The organism is Comamonas sp. GW821-FHT11H03 (genome assembly GCF_058807955.1).
This window is the reverse complement of record NZ_JBXARF010000013.1, coordinates 79,467-93,677: the sequence shown is the minus strand read 5'-3', so window position 1 is coordinate 93,677 and position 14,211 is coordinate 79,467. Positions and strand designations below refer to the sequence as shown.

Annotated in this window: 15 protein-coding genes; 10 read left to right on the top strand and 5 right to left on the bottom strand. The window is 63.3% G+C overall.

Annotation, left to right across the window (positions count from 1 at the left end; all coding sequences use genetic code 11):
• Window positions 1-57: 57 nt before the first annotated feature.
• Window positions 58-465 carry a nucleoside diphosphate kinase regulator gene (rnk, locus tag AC1RTQ_RS22720; protein WP_492879106.1) on the bottom strand — a complete coding sequence of 136 codons (408 nt, stop codon included), beginning with the start codon at window positions 463-465 and terminating at the stop codon, window positions 58-60.
• A gap of 353 nt (window positions 466-818) precedes the next feature.
• Here rnk and AC1RTQ_RS22715 point away from each other — a divergent pair, with 353 nt between their 5' ends.
• Window positions 819-1,985, top strand: coding sequence for a PA0069 family radical SAM protein (locus AC1RTQ_RS22715; RefSeq protein ID WP_492879104.1), 1,167 nt, complete (start codon window positions 819-821; stop codon window positions 1,983-1,985).
• A 123-nt stretch (window positions 1,986-2,108) separates the two neighbouring features.
• Here AC1RTQ_RS22715 and AC1RTQ_RS22710 read toward each other — a convergent pair whose 3' ends face one another.
• Complete coding sequence (locus AC1RTQ_RS22710; protein WP_492879102.1) at window positions 2,109-3,104, bottom strand: Bug family tripartite tricarboxylate transporter substrate binding protein; 996 nt, start codon at window positions 3,102-3,104, stop codon at window positions 2,109-2,111.
• 172 nt (window positions 3,105-3,276) lie between these two features.
• On the bottom strand, window positions 3,277-4,212 hold the full coding sequence (locus AC1RTQ_RS22705) for a LysR substrate-binding domain-containing protein (protein ID WP_492879100.1): 936 nt from the start codon (window positions 4,210-4,212) through the stop codon (window positions 3,277-3,279).
• A gap of 175 nt (window positions 4,213-4,387) precedes the next feature.
• Between AC1RTQ_RS22705 and phnD the strand changes: the two genes are divergently transcribed.
• From phnD to phnX, 5 genes are all read left to right on the top strand, one after another.
• Window positions 4,388-5,257 carry a phosphonate ABC transporter substrate-binding protein gene (phnD, locus tag AC1RTQ_RS22700; protein WP_492879098.1) on the top strand — a complete coding sequence of 290 codons (870 nt, stop codon included), beginning with the start codon at window positions 4,388-4,390 and terminating at the stop codon, window positions 5,255-5,257.
• Entirely contained in the window at window positions 5,254-6,099 is an 846-nt protein-coding gene (gene phnC / locus AC1RTQ_RS22695) for a phosphonate ABC transporter ATP-binding protein (protein ID WP_492879096.1), read from the top strand. Before phnD ends, phnC begins: the two co-directional genes overlap by 4 nt.
• Complete coding sequence (gene phnE, locus AC1RTQ_RS22690; RefSeq protein ID WP_302089756.1) at window positions 6,096-6,932, top strand: phosphonate ABC transporter, permease protein PhnE; 837 nt, start codon at window positions 6,096-6,098, stop codon at window positions 6,930-6,932. The genes phnC and phnE overlap by 4 nt, the downstream gene beginning before the upstream one ends.
• A 120-nt stretch (window positions 6,933-7,052) precedes the next feature.
• A complete protein-coding gene (psrA, locus tag AC1RTQ_RS22685; RefSeq protein WP_492879094.1) occupies window positions 7,053-8,222 on the top strand; it encodes an iron-containing alcohol dehydrogenase PsrA in 1,170 nt (389 codons plus the stop codon).
• A complete protein-coding gene (phnX, locus tag AC1RTQ_RS22680; protein ID WP_492879092.1) occupies window positions 8,200-9,063 on the top strand; it encodes a phosphonoacetaldehyde hydrolase in 864 nt (287 codons plus the stop codon). Before psrA ends, phnX begins: the two co-directional genes overlap by 23 nt.
• A 98-nt stretch (window positions 9,064-9,161) precedes the next feature.
• Here the strand turns inward: phnX and AC1RTQ_RS22675 are convergent, their stop codons facing one another.
• Window positions 9,162-9,680 carry a MarR family winged helix-turn-helix transcriptional regulator gene (locus AC1RTQ_RS22675; protein WP_409815775.1) on the bottom strand — a complete coding sequence of 173 codons (519 nt, stop codon included), beginning with the start codon at window positions 9,678-9,680 and terminating at the stop codon, window positions 9,162-9,164.
• Between the two features lie 136 nt (window positions 9,681-9,816).
• Between AC1RTQ_RS22675 and AC1RTQ_RS22670 the strand changes: the two genes are divergently transcribed.
• Together AC1RTQ_RS22670 and AC1RTQ_RS22665 are read left to right on the top strand one after the other, a co-directional pair.
• Window positions 9,817-11,736 carry an FAD-binding monooxygenase gene (locus AC1RTQ_RS22670; protein ID WP_492879090.1) on the top strand — a complete coding sequence of 640 codons (1,920 nt, stop codon included), beginning with the start codon at window positions 9,817-9,819 and terminating at the stop codon, window positions 11,734-11,736.
• Window positions 11,737-11,898: 162 nt separating this feature from the next.
• Window positions 11,899-12,198, top strand: a complete 300-nt coding sequence (locus AC1RTQ_RS22665) for a putative quinol monooxygenase (protein WP_492879088.1) — start codon at window positions 11,899-11,901, stop codon at window positions 12,196-12,198.
• Between the two features lie 39 nt (window positions 12,199-12,237).
• Here the strand turns inward: AC1RTQ_RS22665 and AC1RTQ_RS22660 are convergent, their stop codons facing one another.
• A complete protein-coding gene (locus AC1RTQ_RS22660; RefSeq protein ID WP_409815773.1) occupies window positions 12,238-12,594 on the bottom strand; it encodes a cupin domain-containing protein in 357 nt (118 codons plus the stop codon).
• Window positions 12,595-12,834: 240 nt separating this feature from the next.
• Between AC1RTQ_RS22660 and AC1RTQ_RS22655 the strand changes: the two genes are divergently transcribed.
• On the top strand, window positions 12,835-13,110 hold the full coding sequence (locus AC1RTQ_RS22655; protein WP_302089763.1) for a VF530 family protein: 276 nt from the start codon (window positions 12,835-12,837) through the stop codon (window positions 13,108-13,110).
• A 150-nt stretch (window positions 13,111-13,260) separates the two neighbouring features.
• Window positions 13,261-14,208: a GGDEF domain-containing protein gene (locus tag AC1RTQ_RS22650; RefSeq protein ID WP_492879085.1), complete on the top strand. Its 948-nt coding sequence runs from the start codon at window positions 13,261-13,263 to the stop codon at window positions 14,206-14,208.
• Window positions 14,209-14,211 lie beyond the last annotated feature (3 nt).

Below are 14,211 nucleotides of genomic sequence, written 5' to 3'. Positions count from 1 at the left end.
GAGCCCGGCAACAAAAAAGCAGCTCCAGTGAGCTGCTTTTTTGTTGGGTGAGCCGGTTCAGCGATGGAGCTCGCCCGCGCTTTCGGGCTGGAACTCGATGGCATCCACGCGCACGGTTACCTGGCCGGTAGGGCTGGGCATCTTGAACTCATCACCCACCGACAGGCCCAGCAGGGCGATGCCTACAGGCGCAAAGATGGAAACCTTGTCGGCGCTGCCATCCATATCCTTGGGGTAGACCAGTGTCAGCGTATTGGTCTTGGCGATCTCGAGAATGGTGAAGCGCACGGTGGAGTTCATCGTCACCACGTTGGCGGGTATTTCTGCGGGGTCGAGCACATCCGCACGGTCCAGCTCCGCCTCCAGTGCATCACGGCCGGGGAACTGGCTGTTGCTCTTTTCCAGCAGCGATTCAATGCGATCCAGGTCCAAGGAGGACAGAGTGATATTGGGCTTGCGCTCCATGTAGTAACTCCCTTGCGAGATGGTGTGGTTGGCGCTTTGGCGTTGCGCAAACGGACAAAAGCCCGGGCAACGGTGTTGTCCGGGCCAAGGCATTCAGTGAAAAGCACCAACTTGGTGCGCTGAGGGAATTGTCGGCGCTGAATCGCAAACTGCCAAGCCATCTCGCACCCACTGAGTGCGGATTGACTTTGAACTTGCTCTAGCTAATGGAGCGTGCTACGCGCACGGAACAAGGGAAGCAGTCGTTTTTATCCAAATCTGGCTCAATCAACTCTCGCTGTATTGACCGGAATGCAGCCATGGTCAGTACCGATTTCTTGCAATGAATAACTGTATTTATGTACAGTTTTTTTATGCAAAAACTTTCTTCATCCCCCGCACTGGACTCCATTCAGGTCGATGTGCCGGTGCGACCGATGCGGCCCATTAAGGGGCGAGGGGCCGCCAGCCAGATCACGCACCGGTTTGCGCGGGAGCTGCGCCAGGGCTTCGATGACGGCTGGGGCAAGTCCGAACAGGATGAAGGAAGCGAAGTGGGCGAGGAGGTCAAGACCTGGTGCACCCATCTGGAGTGGGAGCGGGCTAAATCAGCCCTGAGCCGCCACGAATCGCCCGATCTGCCTTTTCATCTGGGGCTAAATCCCTACAGAGGGTGTGAGCATGGCTGCATTTATTGCTATGCACGCCCTAGTCACAGCTATCTGGGCTATTCACCGGGGCTGGATTTCGAAACCCGGCTGATTGCCAAGGAGAACCTGCCCGAGGTGCTGCGCGCCGAGTTATCCCGGTCCAGCCATGTGGCGGCGCCCATCATGCTCGGCTCGGTCACGGACTGCTACCAGCCTGTGGAGCGCGAAGTCGGGTTGACGCGCCGCGTGATAGAGGTTCTGGCGCAGGCCAGGCATCCGTTTTCCATCGTCACCAAGGGCAGTGGCATCGAACGAGACCTTGATTTGCTGGTGCCGCTGGCACAGCAGCATCTGGTGGCCGTTTATGTGACGCTGACCACCTTGCAGCCCGAGCTGGCCCGGAAGCTGGAGCCACGCGCCGCTGCGCCGCATCGGCGGCTGCGCATGATTCGGACCCTGAGCGAGGCAGGCATACCCGTAGGCGTCAGCCTGGCACCGCAGATTCCGTTCCTGAACGACGATATGGAGCAGGTGCTGGCCGCAGCCAGCGAGGCAGGTGCAAGACAGGCTTTTTATGCAGTGCTGCGTCTGCCGTGGGAAGTGGCTCCGCTGTTCAATGAATGGCTGATGCTGCACTATCCCGAGCGCGCCCAACGCGTGATGGAGCGTGTGCGAGATCTGCATGGGATCAGCGAAGCGGGCAGAGCCGAGGGCAAGGTCTACAACAGCAGGTTCGGTCAGCGCATGAAGGGAACAGGCGCCTGGGCCGATATGCTGGCGCAACGCTTTGCACTGGCCTGCCGCAAGCTTGGGCTGAATCGTGAGCGCGTGCAACTGGACTGCGATCAGTACCATCATTCCTTGCTGTCGCCGCAGCAAAGTCTTTTCTGATGTCTCGTCTCATTTCATTTCGTTGCGTGCCGACCCGGAACGGGTCTACGCAGCGAGCTGCTGCCTCGCTGCAAAAAAAGCCGGAATCTGGCGTGACTCCGGCCTTTTGGGCTCCTGAACTGTTTACTGAGGCTGGTAATCAATGGACTTGAGCAAGGCCTGCTGGCGCTGATAGGCCTTCTGCAGTTCGCTCATCAGCGCTTCCGGGGTCGCGTCGGTGCCGGGTTCCATGCCCATGTCCCTGAGTCTGGCTTCGACCTGGGGCTGCTTGAAATACTGCAGCGCGATCTCTCTGACCCTGGCCTGCACATCGGCAGGGATATCGGGGCGCGACCAGACGCCGAACCAGCTCACCTCGGACAGTTGCGGGTAGCCCAGTTCCTTGAAGGTGGGCACATCGGGCAGTTGCACCATGCGCGTGGGGTAGTTCACGGCCAGCGGCTTGACCTTGCCGGCCTTGATCAGCGGCAGGGCGGTGGTGAGCCCGTCCATCATCAGCGGCACATGGCCGCCCATGAGGTCGCTGAGCGCCGGGGGAGAGCCCTTGTAGCCCAGGTGCTTCATCTTGATATTGAGCAACTGTCCCAGCAGCATGCCCGAGGTATGGCCGCGCATGCCCGTGGCATACGAGGCAAAGTCCAGTCCGTCGGACTGCTTTTTGCCGTAGTCGGCCAGCTGCTGCAGATTGCTGGCCGGGAAGTCCTTGTTGGCAATCAGCACCAGGCCGTTGCGGCTGAGCTGGGCCAGTGGCTTCAGATCCTTGAACGGCTGGTAGCTGACCTTGTAGGCCAGCGGCGTCTCGCTGACGATGCCGCCCTGGATCAGCAAGAACGTATGGGCATCCTTGCCGTTGGCCAGCAGGTCGTTGACGGCCAGCACGCCGGCTGCGCCGGGTTTGGATTCGACAATCACCGGTTTGCCCAGCTGCTTTTGCATGCCGTCGGCCAGCAGGCGCGCCAGCGAGTCGGCATTGCCGCCGGCCGGGCCGCCGACCACCAGGCGTAAGGGCTTGACGGGCCAGAGCGCTTGCTGAGCATTGGCGGTCAACGGCATGGTGGCAGCACTCAGGCTCAGGCAGCTTGCCAGTGCAATGGCCCTCCAGGGCATGGTTTGCTTCATCTTTGTCTCCTCTGTTTTGACTGCCCGGCAGCCTGTCCGCTGCGTCGATGAACGCTCTGCGGAGAGTGCTTTGTCGAGGGCAAATCTGCAGCCCTGTCGCCGGCCGGGAGCTGGCTGCCCGAGCAGCGCTGTCAAAAATTCTCGGTGCAAGGAGGGCAGAGGGTTTGACGAATTACGCCAGCTTCTTGGCCGTTGGGGCTTTCAAGGGTTTTGGAGCGGTCTGCCGGACAGAGGGCAGATCGGCGCCACCGTTACTTTCAATGGCCTTGAAGAAAGAGCGCACCAGCAGGCTTTCGCTGCGATCCTTCATGCAATAGACATAGGTGGTTGTGCTGGCTGGGTTGCCGGCAATCCGCACGGGCCTGAAGCGCGGGTCGGCAATGAATTCGGCCTCGGACACGGCACCGATGCCCAGGCCGCGCGCCACGGCCTCGCGTATGGCCTCGCGGCTGCCGATCTCCAGCTGGGTGCGGGGCTTCACACCGGCCGCCTGCAGTGCTGCCTCTATGGCCGTGCGCGTGGTCGAGCCTTGCTCGCGCAGCAAGAGCGGCAGGCCGTGCAGCTCGGCCAGTTCGACCTGCTCGCGCCTTGCCAGCGGATGGTCGACATGGGCAAACAAGATGATGGCGTGGCGCGCATATTCGCGCGCCAGCAACTCGGGCCTGTCATACAGACCGGCCAGTACCGCCACATCGGTGGTGTAGTTCTCCAGATCGTGCAGCACCTGCTGCGAGTTGCCCATGCGGATCGACAGCTTCATGCCGGGATGGCGGGCGCTGTAGGCCGCCACCATCTCGATCACATGAAACGGCCCCACGGCGCCGATCTTGAGTTCGCCCTGGTTGAGCTGGCCCGAGTCGCGCAGAAAGAACTCGGTTTCAGCCTCCAGTACGAGCAGCTTCTGCGCCAGCGTCATGAGCTTGTGGCCGGCACCGGTGAGCGTCATGCGATAGCCCTGGCGGTGGAAGAGCTCAATCTGGCTTTGCCGCTCCAGCGTGGCGATCTGGCTGGAGACCGTGGGCTGGCTCACGCCCAGGGCGCGGGCGGCAGCGCTCAGGCTGCCTTGCTGGGCCACGGCGATAAAGGCTCGGTAGCGGGCGGTGCTCATGCAGGTTTCATCTCAAGGTTTGATCTATGGAATCTGTCAAAACTGATTCTGAAACCTTCACATGACAGTCATATGTCGTCCCTAATATTTGCGTCAACGCACTGCAATGACGGTGCGACGGCAGCCCGGAAAAGCTGCACTTCAGACGCACATGCAAAGGATGAATTCCGTGACGATGACCCGCAAAACCTGGCTCAAAGCCGCAGCCGCCAGCCTGACGCTTGCTGCCACCACTGCCGTCATGGCGCAGCAGCCCACCGAGCTTCGCGTGGGCCTGATCCCCTCCGAAGACGCCCAGGCCATGATGCGCGCCAGCCAGCAGGTCATGGACCAACTGGCTGCCAAGACCGGCCTGAAGATCAAGCCCTTTGTGGCCAATGACTACAACGGCGTGATCGAGGCCATGCGCTCGGGCAAGATCGACGTGGCCTATTTCGGGCCCTTCTCCTATGTGCTGGCCAGCCAACTGGCAAATGCCGAGGCATTCGCCATTCCCGTGGCCAAGAAATCGGGCAAGAGCTCGTACAACAGCATCATCATCAGCAAAAAGGACAAGGGCCTGGGCACCGTGCCCCAGTTGCAGGGCAAGACCTTTGCCTTTGTCGATCCCAGCTCGGCATCGGGCCATCTGTTTCCCAAGGCCGGCCTCAAGGCCGAGGGCATCGATACCGACAAGTATTTCTCCCGCGTGATCTTCTCGGGCTCGCACGACGCCAGCATCATGGCCGTGGCCAACGGCAAGGTGGATGCGGCGGCCGTGGCCGATCCCATCTTCCAGACGGCCGTCGCCAAGGGCCATGTGAAGGCCGAGGATTTCCAGATCATCTGGCGCTCCAAGGACATACCCGAGTCGCCCATGGCCTGGCGCAGGAATCTGGACGAAGCCACCAAGAAGAAAGTGGCTGCGGCTTTGGCCGAGATCAAGGGTCTGCCCTGGGGCGACCGTGGCGAGCTCAATGGTTTTGCGCCCACCAACGATCAGGCCTATGACGTGGTGCGCCAGACTGCCAAGGCGCTGAACCTGGACCTCGGGAAGATGAAATGATCAGCATCCGCAATCTGCGCAAAAGCTATGGCAGCAACCATGTGCTGCATGGCATAGACATGGAGGTGAAAGCCGGCGAGTTCGTCGTCATGCTGGGCCTGTCGGGTGCCGGCAAGTCCACCTTGCTGCGCTGCATGAACGGGCTGAACCAGCCCGACAGCGGCCAGCTGCAGGTGGGCGGTATCGACCTGATGCGCAGGCACTCGCGCCGCGAGCTGGCCCGCCATGTGGCCATGGTCTTCCAGCACCACAACCTGGTGCAGCGCCTGTCGGTGCGCAAGAACGTGCTCACGGGGCGGCTGGGCCAGGTCGGCACGCTGGCCTCGGTGCTGCAGCTGTTCAGGCAAAGCGATATCGCGCTGGCCGACGCCTGCCTGCAGCGCGTGGGCCTGGCCCACAAGGCCGATGAGCGCACCGAGGCGCTCTCGGGCGGGCAGATGCAGCGCGTGGGCATTGCCCGTGCACTGGCCCAGCAGCCGCAGGTGATTCTGGCCGACGAGCCCGTGGCCAGCCTGGACCCCAAGACCGCGCGCAGCGTGCTGCAGTATCTGCGCGATGCCACGCGCGAGCTGGGCATTGCCGTGGTCTGCAATCTGCACCAGGTCGATTACGCGCGGGAGTTTGGCGATCGCATTGTCGGCCTGTCCCAGGGGCGCATGGTGTTTGATGGCGTGCCAGAGCAACTGGACGAGGCCGCGCTCAACGCCATCTACAGCGGCGAGCCGCAGCCCGCCGGACATGCGGCAGAGCAGGGCGGTGCGCTGCATGTCAGCAGCACCGCAGCCGGCAACTGGCTGCCCGGGGCGATGTCGCCAGCGGCGGTTGCAGGAGGTCTGCAATGAACAGTCAGAGCCTGAAACAGCCAGACCGCTGGCAATGGACGGCCGCACGCCCGCAAGGCAAGAGCGGCTGGCTGGGCTATGCCGCGCTGGCCCTGTTCATCGCCTGGGTGCTGCAATGGAGCGCAGCGGGCGCGCAGATGAGCTGGAGCGAGCTGGCGGGTGGCATGCCGCAGATTGGTGACTTTCTCTCGCGCTCGGTGCCGCCCGACTGGAGCATGCTGCCGCGCCTGTGGGCACCGGCACTGGAGACGATACAGATCGCCATCTGGGGCACTTTGCTCAGCGTGATCCTGGCGCTGCCGCTGTCCTTTGTCGCAGCCGGCAATCTGCACGGCTGGCATTGGCTGCGCCGCATCACGCGCCAGTTTCTTAATGTGATCCGCAGCATCAACGAGCTGATTCTGGCGCTGGTGTTTGTCTCGGCCGTAGGCCTGGGCCCTTTCCCCGGCGTGCTGGCCCTGGCCCTGCATGGCATGGGCATGCTGGCCAAGTTCTTTGCCGAGGCGATCGAGGAGATCGACGATGGCCCGCTGCAGGCCCTGCGCAGCGCCGGAGCGAGCCAGCTGCAGATCATTGCCTTCGGCGTGGTGCCCCAGGTCATCACCGCCTGGATTGCCGTGGTGCTCTACCGCTTCGAGGTCAATCTGCGCTCGGCCACCGTGCTGGGCATGGTGGGCGCGGGCGGTCTGGGCTTCGAGCTGGTCAGCAGCCTCAAGCTGTTCCGCTACCAGGAAACCGCGACCTGCATCATCGTCATCACGGTGATGGTGATTGCCGCAGACATGGCATCCCACTGGCTGCGCAGCCGCATACAGCAGGGCGCTCGCCACTGATTCCGCTGCGGTGCCGGCGTGCGCCGCAGTGCTTGAAAACATCAAAAATATGAGCTATCAGCGCTTGTTAAATAAGCGTCAAGGGCTGATTTCGCTCAAAAAACGTCAAAGGGCTTTCTCGTGTGGACCTATCACAACCCCGTACACATCAGCGTGGGTCGCAACAGTCTCGATCAGCTGCCGGCCTTGCTGGCCGGGCGCAGCTGCCTGCTGGTCACTTTTCCCGAGGCCGAAAGCCTGGGCCTGGTGCAGCGCATGCGTCAACTGCTGGGAGCGCAACTGCGCGGCGTGATCGACCGCATTGCCCCCAATCCCGATGTGCAGTGGCTGGCGCCGCTGTACGAGCAGGTGCAGCGTGACCATGCCGAGGTGCCCGTGATCGTGGCCCTGGGCGGCGGCAGCGCCATCGACTCGGCCAAGGCCTTGATCTGCCATACGCCCGGTGGCCGGTTTGCCGACCTGCTGGCGCTGCTCAAGCGGGGCGGCCAGTTGAGTCAGGAAGGGCACAAGGCCTTGATCGCCATCCCCACCACGGCCGGCACGGGCAGTGAAGTCACGCCCTGGGCCACGATTTGGGATCAGGCCGCCGGCCAGAAGTATTCGCTGCACCAGTCCTGCACCTGGCCCGAGGCTGCGGTGATCGATGCCGAGCTGATGACCAGCCTGCCGGCCGGTGCCACTCTGGCCTCGGGTCTGGATGCGCTGTCGCATGCGCTGGAATCCATCTGGAACGTGAACCGCAACCCGGTCTCCATGGCGCTGGCCGTGCAGTCGGCCCGCCGCACCCTGGCCACGCTGCCCGCGCTGATGCAGGATCTTGGCAGTGCGCAGCTGCGCAGCGAGATGGCCGAGGCAGCGCTGATGGCCGGCCTGGCGTTTTCCAACACCAAGACCGCTCTGGCGCATTCGCTGTCCTACGACATCACGCTGCAGCATGGCGTGCCGCACGGTCTGGCCTGCTCGTTCAGCCTGCCCCTGGTGCTGGAGATGGCGCTGGGCGCAGACGCTGCGGCCGATGCGGCCTTGCTCTCCATCTTCGATGCCAGCACGCCTGCTGCGGCCATCGAGCATCTGCGCGGCGTTCTGCAAGGGCTGGGCGTTGCCACCGATCCGGCCCACTATGGCGTGCCGCCCGAGGACTGGAGCGCCATGGTGCAAAAAGCCGCCAGCGGCCCGCGCGGCCGCAACTTCATTCGCTCCCTGAACCGAGTCGCGGAACCCGAACCGGTCTCCGCTTTCCATCCCCTTGAAGCCACCACTGAAAACCATGAAATCCATCGCTCAAGCTGAAACTCTGGTGCTCTCCCAGCCCTCTGCCGATCTGTCGCCGCTGCAAGCCGTCATCTTTGACTGGGCCGGCACGCTGGTGGACTTTGGCTCGCTCGCACCCACGCAGATTTTTGTCGAAGCCTTTGCCAGCTTCGGCATCACCATCACCCTGGCCCAGGCACGCGGCCCCATGGGCCTGTCCAAATGGGACCATATCCACCAGCTGCTGCAAGATGAAAGCATTGCTGCGCAGTGGCAGACCGCTTTTGGCCGGACGCCGACCGATGAGGATGTGGACGCCATCTACGCGCGCTTCATGCCTTTGCAGATTGCCAAGGTGGGAGAGTTCTCGGCACCCATCGACGGCGCGGTGCAGACGCTGCAATGGCTGCGTGCCCAGGGCCTGAAGGTCGGCTCCTGCTCGGGCTACCCGCGCGAAGTGCTCAACCAGTTGCTGCCGCAGGCCGAGGGCGCAGGCCTCAAGCCCGACTATGTGGTGGCGGGCGACGAGCTGGAAGCCGGCGGTCGCCCCGGCCCCTTCATGGCACTGGCCAATGTGCTGGCGCTGGGTATCGGCGATGTGCGTGCCTGCGTGAAGGTGGACGACACCGTGCCCGGCATCGAGGAAGGTCTGCGCGCAGGCATGTGGACGGTGGGCCTGAGCCTGTCGGGCAACGAGGTCGGCTATAGCGTGCAGGAGTTTGCCAGGGCGCCCGAGGAGGAGGTCGAGGCCCGTGTCGCCGTGGCCGAAGCCAAGTTCAAAAAGGCCGGAGCCCACTATGTGGTGCGCAGCGTGGCCGATCTGCCGGCCGTGCTGGTGCAGATCGCCTCCGAGATGCGTGCCGGAAAAATGCCGTTCTAGGACCCGGTTCGGGAGCTTGCAGATCTGGTTGCAAGTCCTGCCCCGAACAGCCAAGCCCCAGGCCTGATGGCCCGGGGCTTTTTTTCTGCGGTTGGGTCTCAGCCCTCAGGCGTCTGCGCCACGGGATCGAGCTGCTCGTGATGCTCGATGACCTTGCGCATCAACTGCGTGAATAGCTCACGTTCGGTCTCGCTCAGCGGCTCCAGCATCTGCTGCTGGGCTTGCAGCACGGACGGGCCGGCGTCGGCCAGCAGGGCCTGGCCCTCGGGTGTCAGGGACAGCAGACGCACGCGGCGATCCTTGGCGGTGTGCTGGCGCTGCAGCAGACCGCGTGCTTCCAGGCGGTCGATCACGCCGCCGATGGTGGATTTGTCAAAGCCCACTTCCATGCTCAGCGTGCGCTGGTCGATGCCCGGCAGATGCACCAGTTTTTGCAGCACGGCAAATTGCAGCGGCGTCACGCCCCAGGCCTCCGTGGCCTGGCTGAACACGGCCACGGCCACCTGTTGCAGGCGGCGTATGCCGTGGCCGGGAAAGGTTTCCACCTCCAGTCGTGGAAACAAGGAGGGGCTGCTGGCGCTGTCTGAGGCAGCGTTTGGCAGTGAAGAATTAATCATGGTTTTCCCTAGGTGGGGTTGGCATTTCAAGGCTCGGATAATACGATGCATGCGTTTGGTATGTATACATACTATCTGTGTACATACTGATTGGGCAGACACTGGCGTCTGCGCACTTGAAGAACTTGAGGCCTCCATGCAGTTTCATTTGAACGGTTTTCGTCCCGGCAACCCCTTGATCGCTCCGGCTTCGCCGCTGGCCCATGCCCATACCGAGGCCGTGCCCTCGCAGGTCGACGTGCTGATCGTGGGCTGCGGCCCTGCCGGCCTGACGCTGGCCGCGCAACTGGCGGCCTTTCCCGATATCCGCACCGGCATCGTGGAACAAAAGGATGGCCCGATGGAGCTGGGCCAGGCCGACGGTATTGCCTGCCGCACCATGGAAATGTTCGAGGCCTTCGAGTTTGCCGACTCCATCCTCAAGGAGGCCTGCTGGATCAACGACGTCACTTTCTGGAAGCCCGACCCCGGCCAGCCCGGCCGCATCGCCCGCCATGGCCGGGTGCAGGACACGGAAGACGGTCTGTCCGAGTTTCCCCACGTCATCCTGAACCAGGCGCGCGTGCACGACCACTATCTGGAGCGCATGCGCAACTCGCCCAGCCGTCTGGAGCCGCACTACGCTCGCCGCGTGCTGGATGTGAAGATCGACCACGGCGCAGCGGACTATCCGGTCACCGTGACGCTGGAGCGCTGCGACGCCGCCCATGCCGGTCAGATCGAAACCGTGCAGGCCCGCTATGTGGTGGGCTGCGACGGCGCGCGCAGCAATGTGCGCCGGGCCATCGGCCGTCAACTGGTCGGCGATTCGGCCAATCAGGCCTGGGGCGTGATGGATGTGCTGGCCGTGACGGACTTCCCCGATGTGCGCTACAAGGTGGCCATTCAGTCCGAGCAGGGCAATGTGCTCATCATCCCGCGCGAAGGAGGTCATCTGGTGCGCTTTTATGTGGAGATGGACAAGCTGGATGCCGATGAACGCGTGGCCAGCCGCAACATCACGGTGGAGCAGCTGATAGCAACCGCCCAGCGCGTGCTCCATCCCTACAAGCTCGAAGTCAAGAATGTGCCCTGGTGGTCGGTGTATGAGATCGGCCAGCGCATCTGCGCCAAATATGACGATGTGGCCGATGCCGTGGCCACACCGGACTCGCCGCTGCCACGCGTCTTCATCGCCGGCGATGCCTGCCACACCCACAGCCCCAAGGCTGGCCAGGGCATGAATTTCTCCATGCAGGACAGCTTCAACCTGGGCTGGAAGCTGGCCGCCGTGCTGCGCCAGCAATGTGCGCCCGAGCTGCTGCATACCTATTCGTCCGAGCGCCAGGTCGTGGCCCAGCAACTGATCGACTTCGACCGCGAATGGGCCAAGATGTTCAGCGACCCGGCCAAGGAAGGCGGCCAGGGCGGTGTGGATCCCAAGGAGTTCCAGAAGTACTTCGAGCAGCATGGCCGCTTCACGGCCGGCGTCGGCACGCACTATGCGCCCTCGCTGCTGACGGGGCAGGCCACGCATCAGGCGCTGGCCAGCGGCTTCACCGTGGGCATGCGCTTTCATTCTGCGCCGGTGGTGCGCGTTTCCGACGCCAAGCCCGTGCAGCTGGGCCACTGCGGCAAGGCTGATGGCCGCTGGCGCCTGTATGCGTTTGCAGGCCAGAACGACCTGGCGCAGCCCGAGTCCGGCCTGCTGGCGCTGTGCCGCTTCCTGGAGGGCGACGCGGCATCGCCGCTGCGCCGCTTCACGCCAGCCGGCCAGGATATCGACAGCATCTTCGATTTGCGCGCCATCTTCCCGCAGGCCTATACCGAGGTGGCGCTGGAGACATTGCCATCCCTGTTGCTGCCCTCCAAGGGGCAACTGGGCATGATCGACTATGAAAAGGTGTTCAGCCCCGATCTGAAGAATGCCGGCCAGGACATCTTCGCGCTGCGCGGCATCGACCGCCAGCAGGGCGCTCTGGTGGTGGTGCGCCCCGACCAGTATGTGGCCCAGGTTCTGCCCTTGGGCGATCACGCTGCACTGAGCGCCTATTTCGAGTCTTTCATGCGCGCCTGAGGGCCCCAGGCCAAGGGCTGCTGAGCCGCATCAACGCCTGCAAGAACGTGAACACGTTCCAAGGTGTTTCAGGGAGGGCATGGCCCTCCCTTTTTTGCGTCCGGGGCAGGATGAGTGAGCGCTGCTTGCTACGATGTTTGCCTGTGTTGAAAAGGAGAAGACATGCTGCTGATCGTGGGGACGGTGCGTTTGCCATCCGAGAACCTGGCCCTTGCCCTGCCCGCCATGCGTGCCATGGTGGACGCCTCGCGCGCCGAGCCGGGCTGTCTTGAGTACGGCTATGCCGAGGATGTGCTGGTGCCGGGGCTGATCCATGTGAAGGAGCTGTGGGCGGATCAGGCGGCGCTGGATGCCCATTTCGCATCCGCGCATATCCAGGCCTGGCGCACCGTCTGGCCGGAGCTGGGAATCGGACAGAGGGATCTGAAGCTCTACGAGGTGCAGACACCGCGCGCCACCTGAGCTGGCTGCGGCAAGGCGGTGCCAGCCGGCGTGAAGCGCCTAGTTCGTGCCTGGCTGCAGCCTGATGATGTCGACCGATATTTCCACCGCCGTCACGGCGCAACGGTTTTCCAGCCAGTGCGTGGTGTTTCGGTCTTCGGGCCAGCCCACGCCCGGGCCATAGTCGGTGGCCACGCCATCTCGATGGTCGGTGATGCATCCTTGGAGGATATAGACCATGCCGGGCCTGTCCCTGTGGTCGTGAACCGGGCCGAACACGCCGCCGGGTGCCATGGTCACCAAGCGCATGCGAAGCTGGCGTCCCGCCATGCCTTCGATCTCGGGGCCGAGGTCGAGCGTGGCCAGCATTTGCACTGCCACCCCCCGGGTTTCGGGGACTTGCTGTTGGTTGGACATCCGATGCTCCTTCACGCCTGGTCACGGCCATCGAGGCAAACTGCGTTCGCGCCCGCTGCGGCTGGCCGTCTCTCAGGCCGGTTGTCCAAAGTGTGATCTCTTGTCGTTGCGCAGGAAAGCTAAATCCATGCCATTGGCGTGGCGCACCTGATATGTCCCCACAGGGGCACTGTGGCCGGTGCGGCCTGGCGCTTGTCCCCGGAGCAGACTCTTGTGGAGCGATTCCCCGACAATGCGCCCATGACTTCCCAAGAACAACCGCGCAACCCGCTGCATGGGCTGACGCTTGAGCGCATCGTTACCGATCTGGTGGATTACTACGGCTGGCGCGAGCTGGGGCGCCGCGTGCCCGTGCGCTGCTTCAATCAGGATCCAAGCATTTCCTCGAGCCTGAAGTTTCTGCGCAAGACGCCCTGGGCGCGCGAACAGGTGGAGCAGCTGTATGTACAGACCCAGCGTGCCGATGAGCGCGAGCAGCAGCAGCGCGCGAAAAGAGCGGAGCGCTTTGAGGACTGAGTGAAAGTGAGAACGTCACTTAAAGCTTGATGTAGATTAAAGAACAGCCGCCATCAGGCGGTTATCTTTATTCGAGGTACGCCCGTGTCACTGCCGGCGGTCGAAAAAACGATTCTTCGCGAATTTCCCGATCCTGCTTTGCTTGCGCCCATGCCTGACAACCCATTTTTCATTGCCCGCCAGTACGAAAGCCTCTGCAACGGCCTGCCGGACCCCACCTTGGTCTTCACGGAGTCGGGTCGTTATGCGGCAGTCCTTGGCGGCAAACACCAGCGCTGCAGCCATGACGCCACGGCGCTGGTCGGCCAGTTCATTGCCGATGTGCTGGCTCCTGCCAAGGCGCTCTGGTTTCTGCAGCAGATCCGGGAGGCGCTGAGCAGCCAGCGGGTGCTGGTGGTGGAGTACGAGCTTGGCGCAGCCGATCTGTTGGGGGTGCCCCATGGCGAGCCTGCCGAGACGATCTGGTTCGAAGGTCGCATCAGTGCCCTGGAGGGGCTGTTCTGGGGTGAACAGGCCGTCGTCTGGGTGGCTGGCAACATCACGGCCAACAAGCGCCTGCAGCAGCAGTTGCAGGAGCAGACCCTGACCGACGAGTTGACGGGGCTGCGCAATCGCCGGGGCTTTATGCGCGAGCTGGCTCAGGCCTACGCGGCCCACAGGCAGCAAGGCCTGTCTGCCTGTCTCCTGAGCTTTGATGTGGACCACTTCAGAGCCATCAATGAGGGGTTGGGCCATACCGCAGGGGATCAGGCGCTGCGCGATCTGGCGGCTGCCGTGAGTGCCTTGCTGGCTCCAGAGCATGTGTTCGGTCGCCTGGGTGCCAATGAATTCGCCGTGCTGTGCGGCGGCCGCAGCATTGCCGAGATCACCACCCTGGCGCGAGGGCTGCTGGAGGTGGGGCGACAGGCGCTGCAACTGTATGCCACGACCGATCCCGTGCCCTCGCTCAGTGTCGGGATTGCGCATTTCATGCCGACCGACAGCAGCCTGGAGGACATCATGCGCCGCGCGGACCAGGCCTTGTACGCCGCCAAGCGGCAGGCCGGGCACCGGGCGGTCGTGGCGGATGGAACCCAATCGAACTACGGCCTGGCCTGAGGC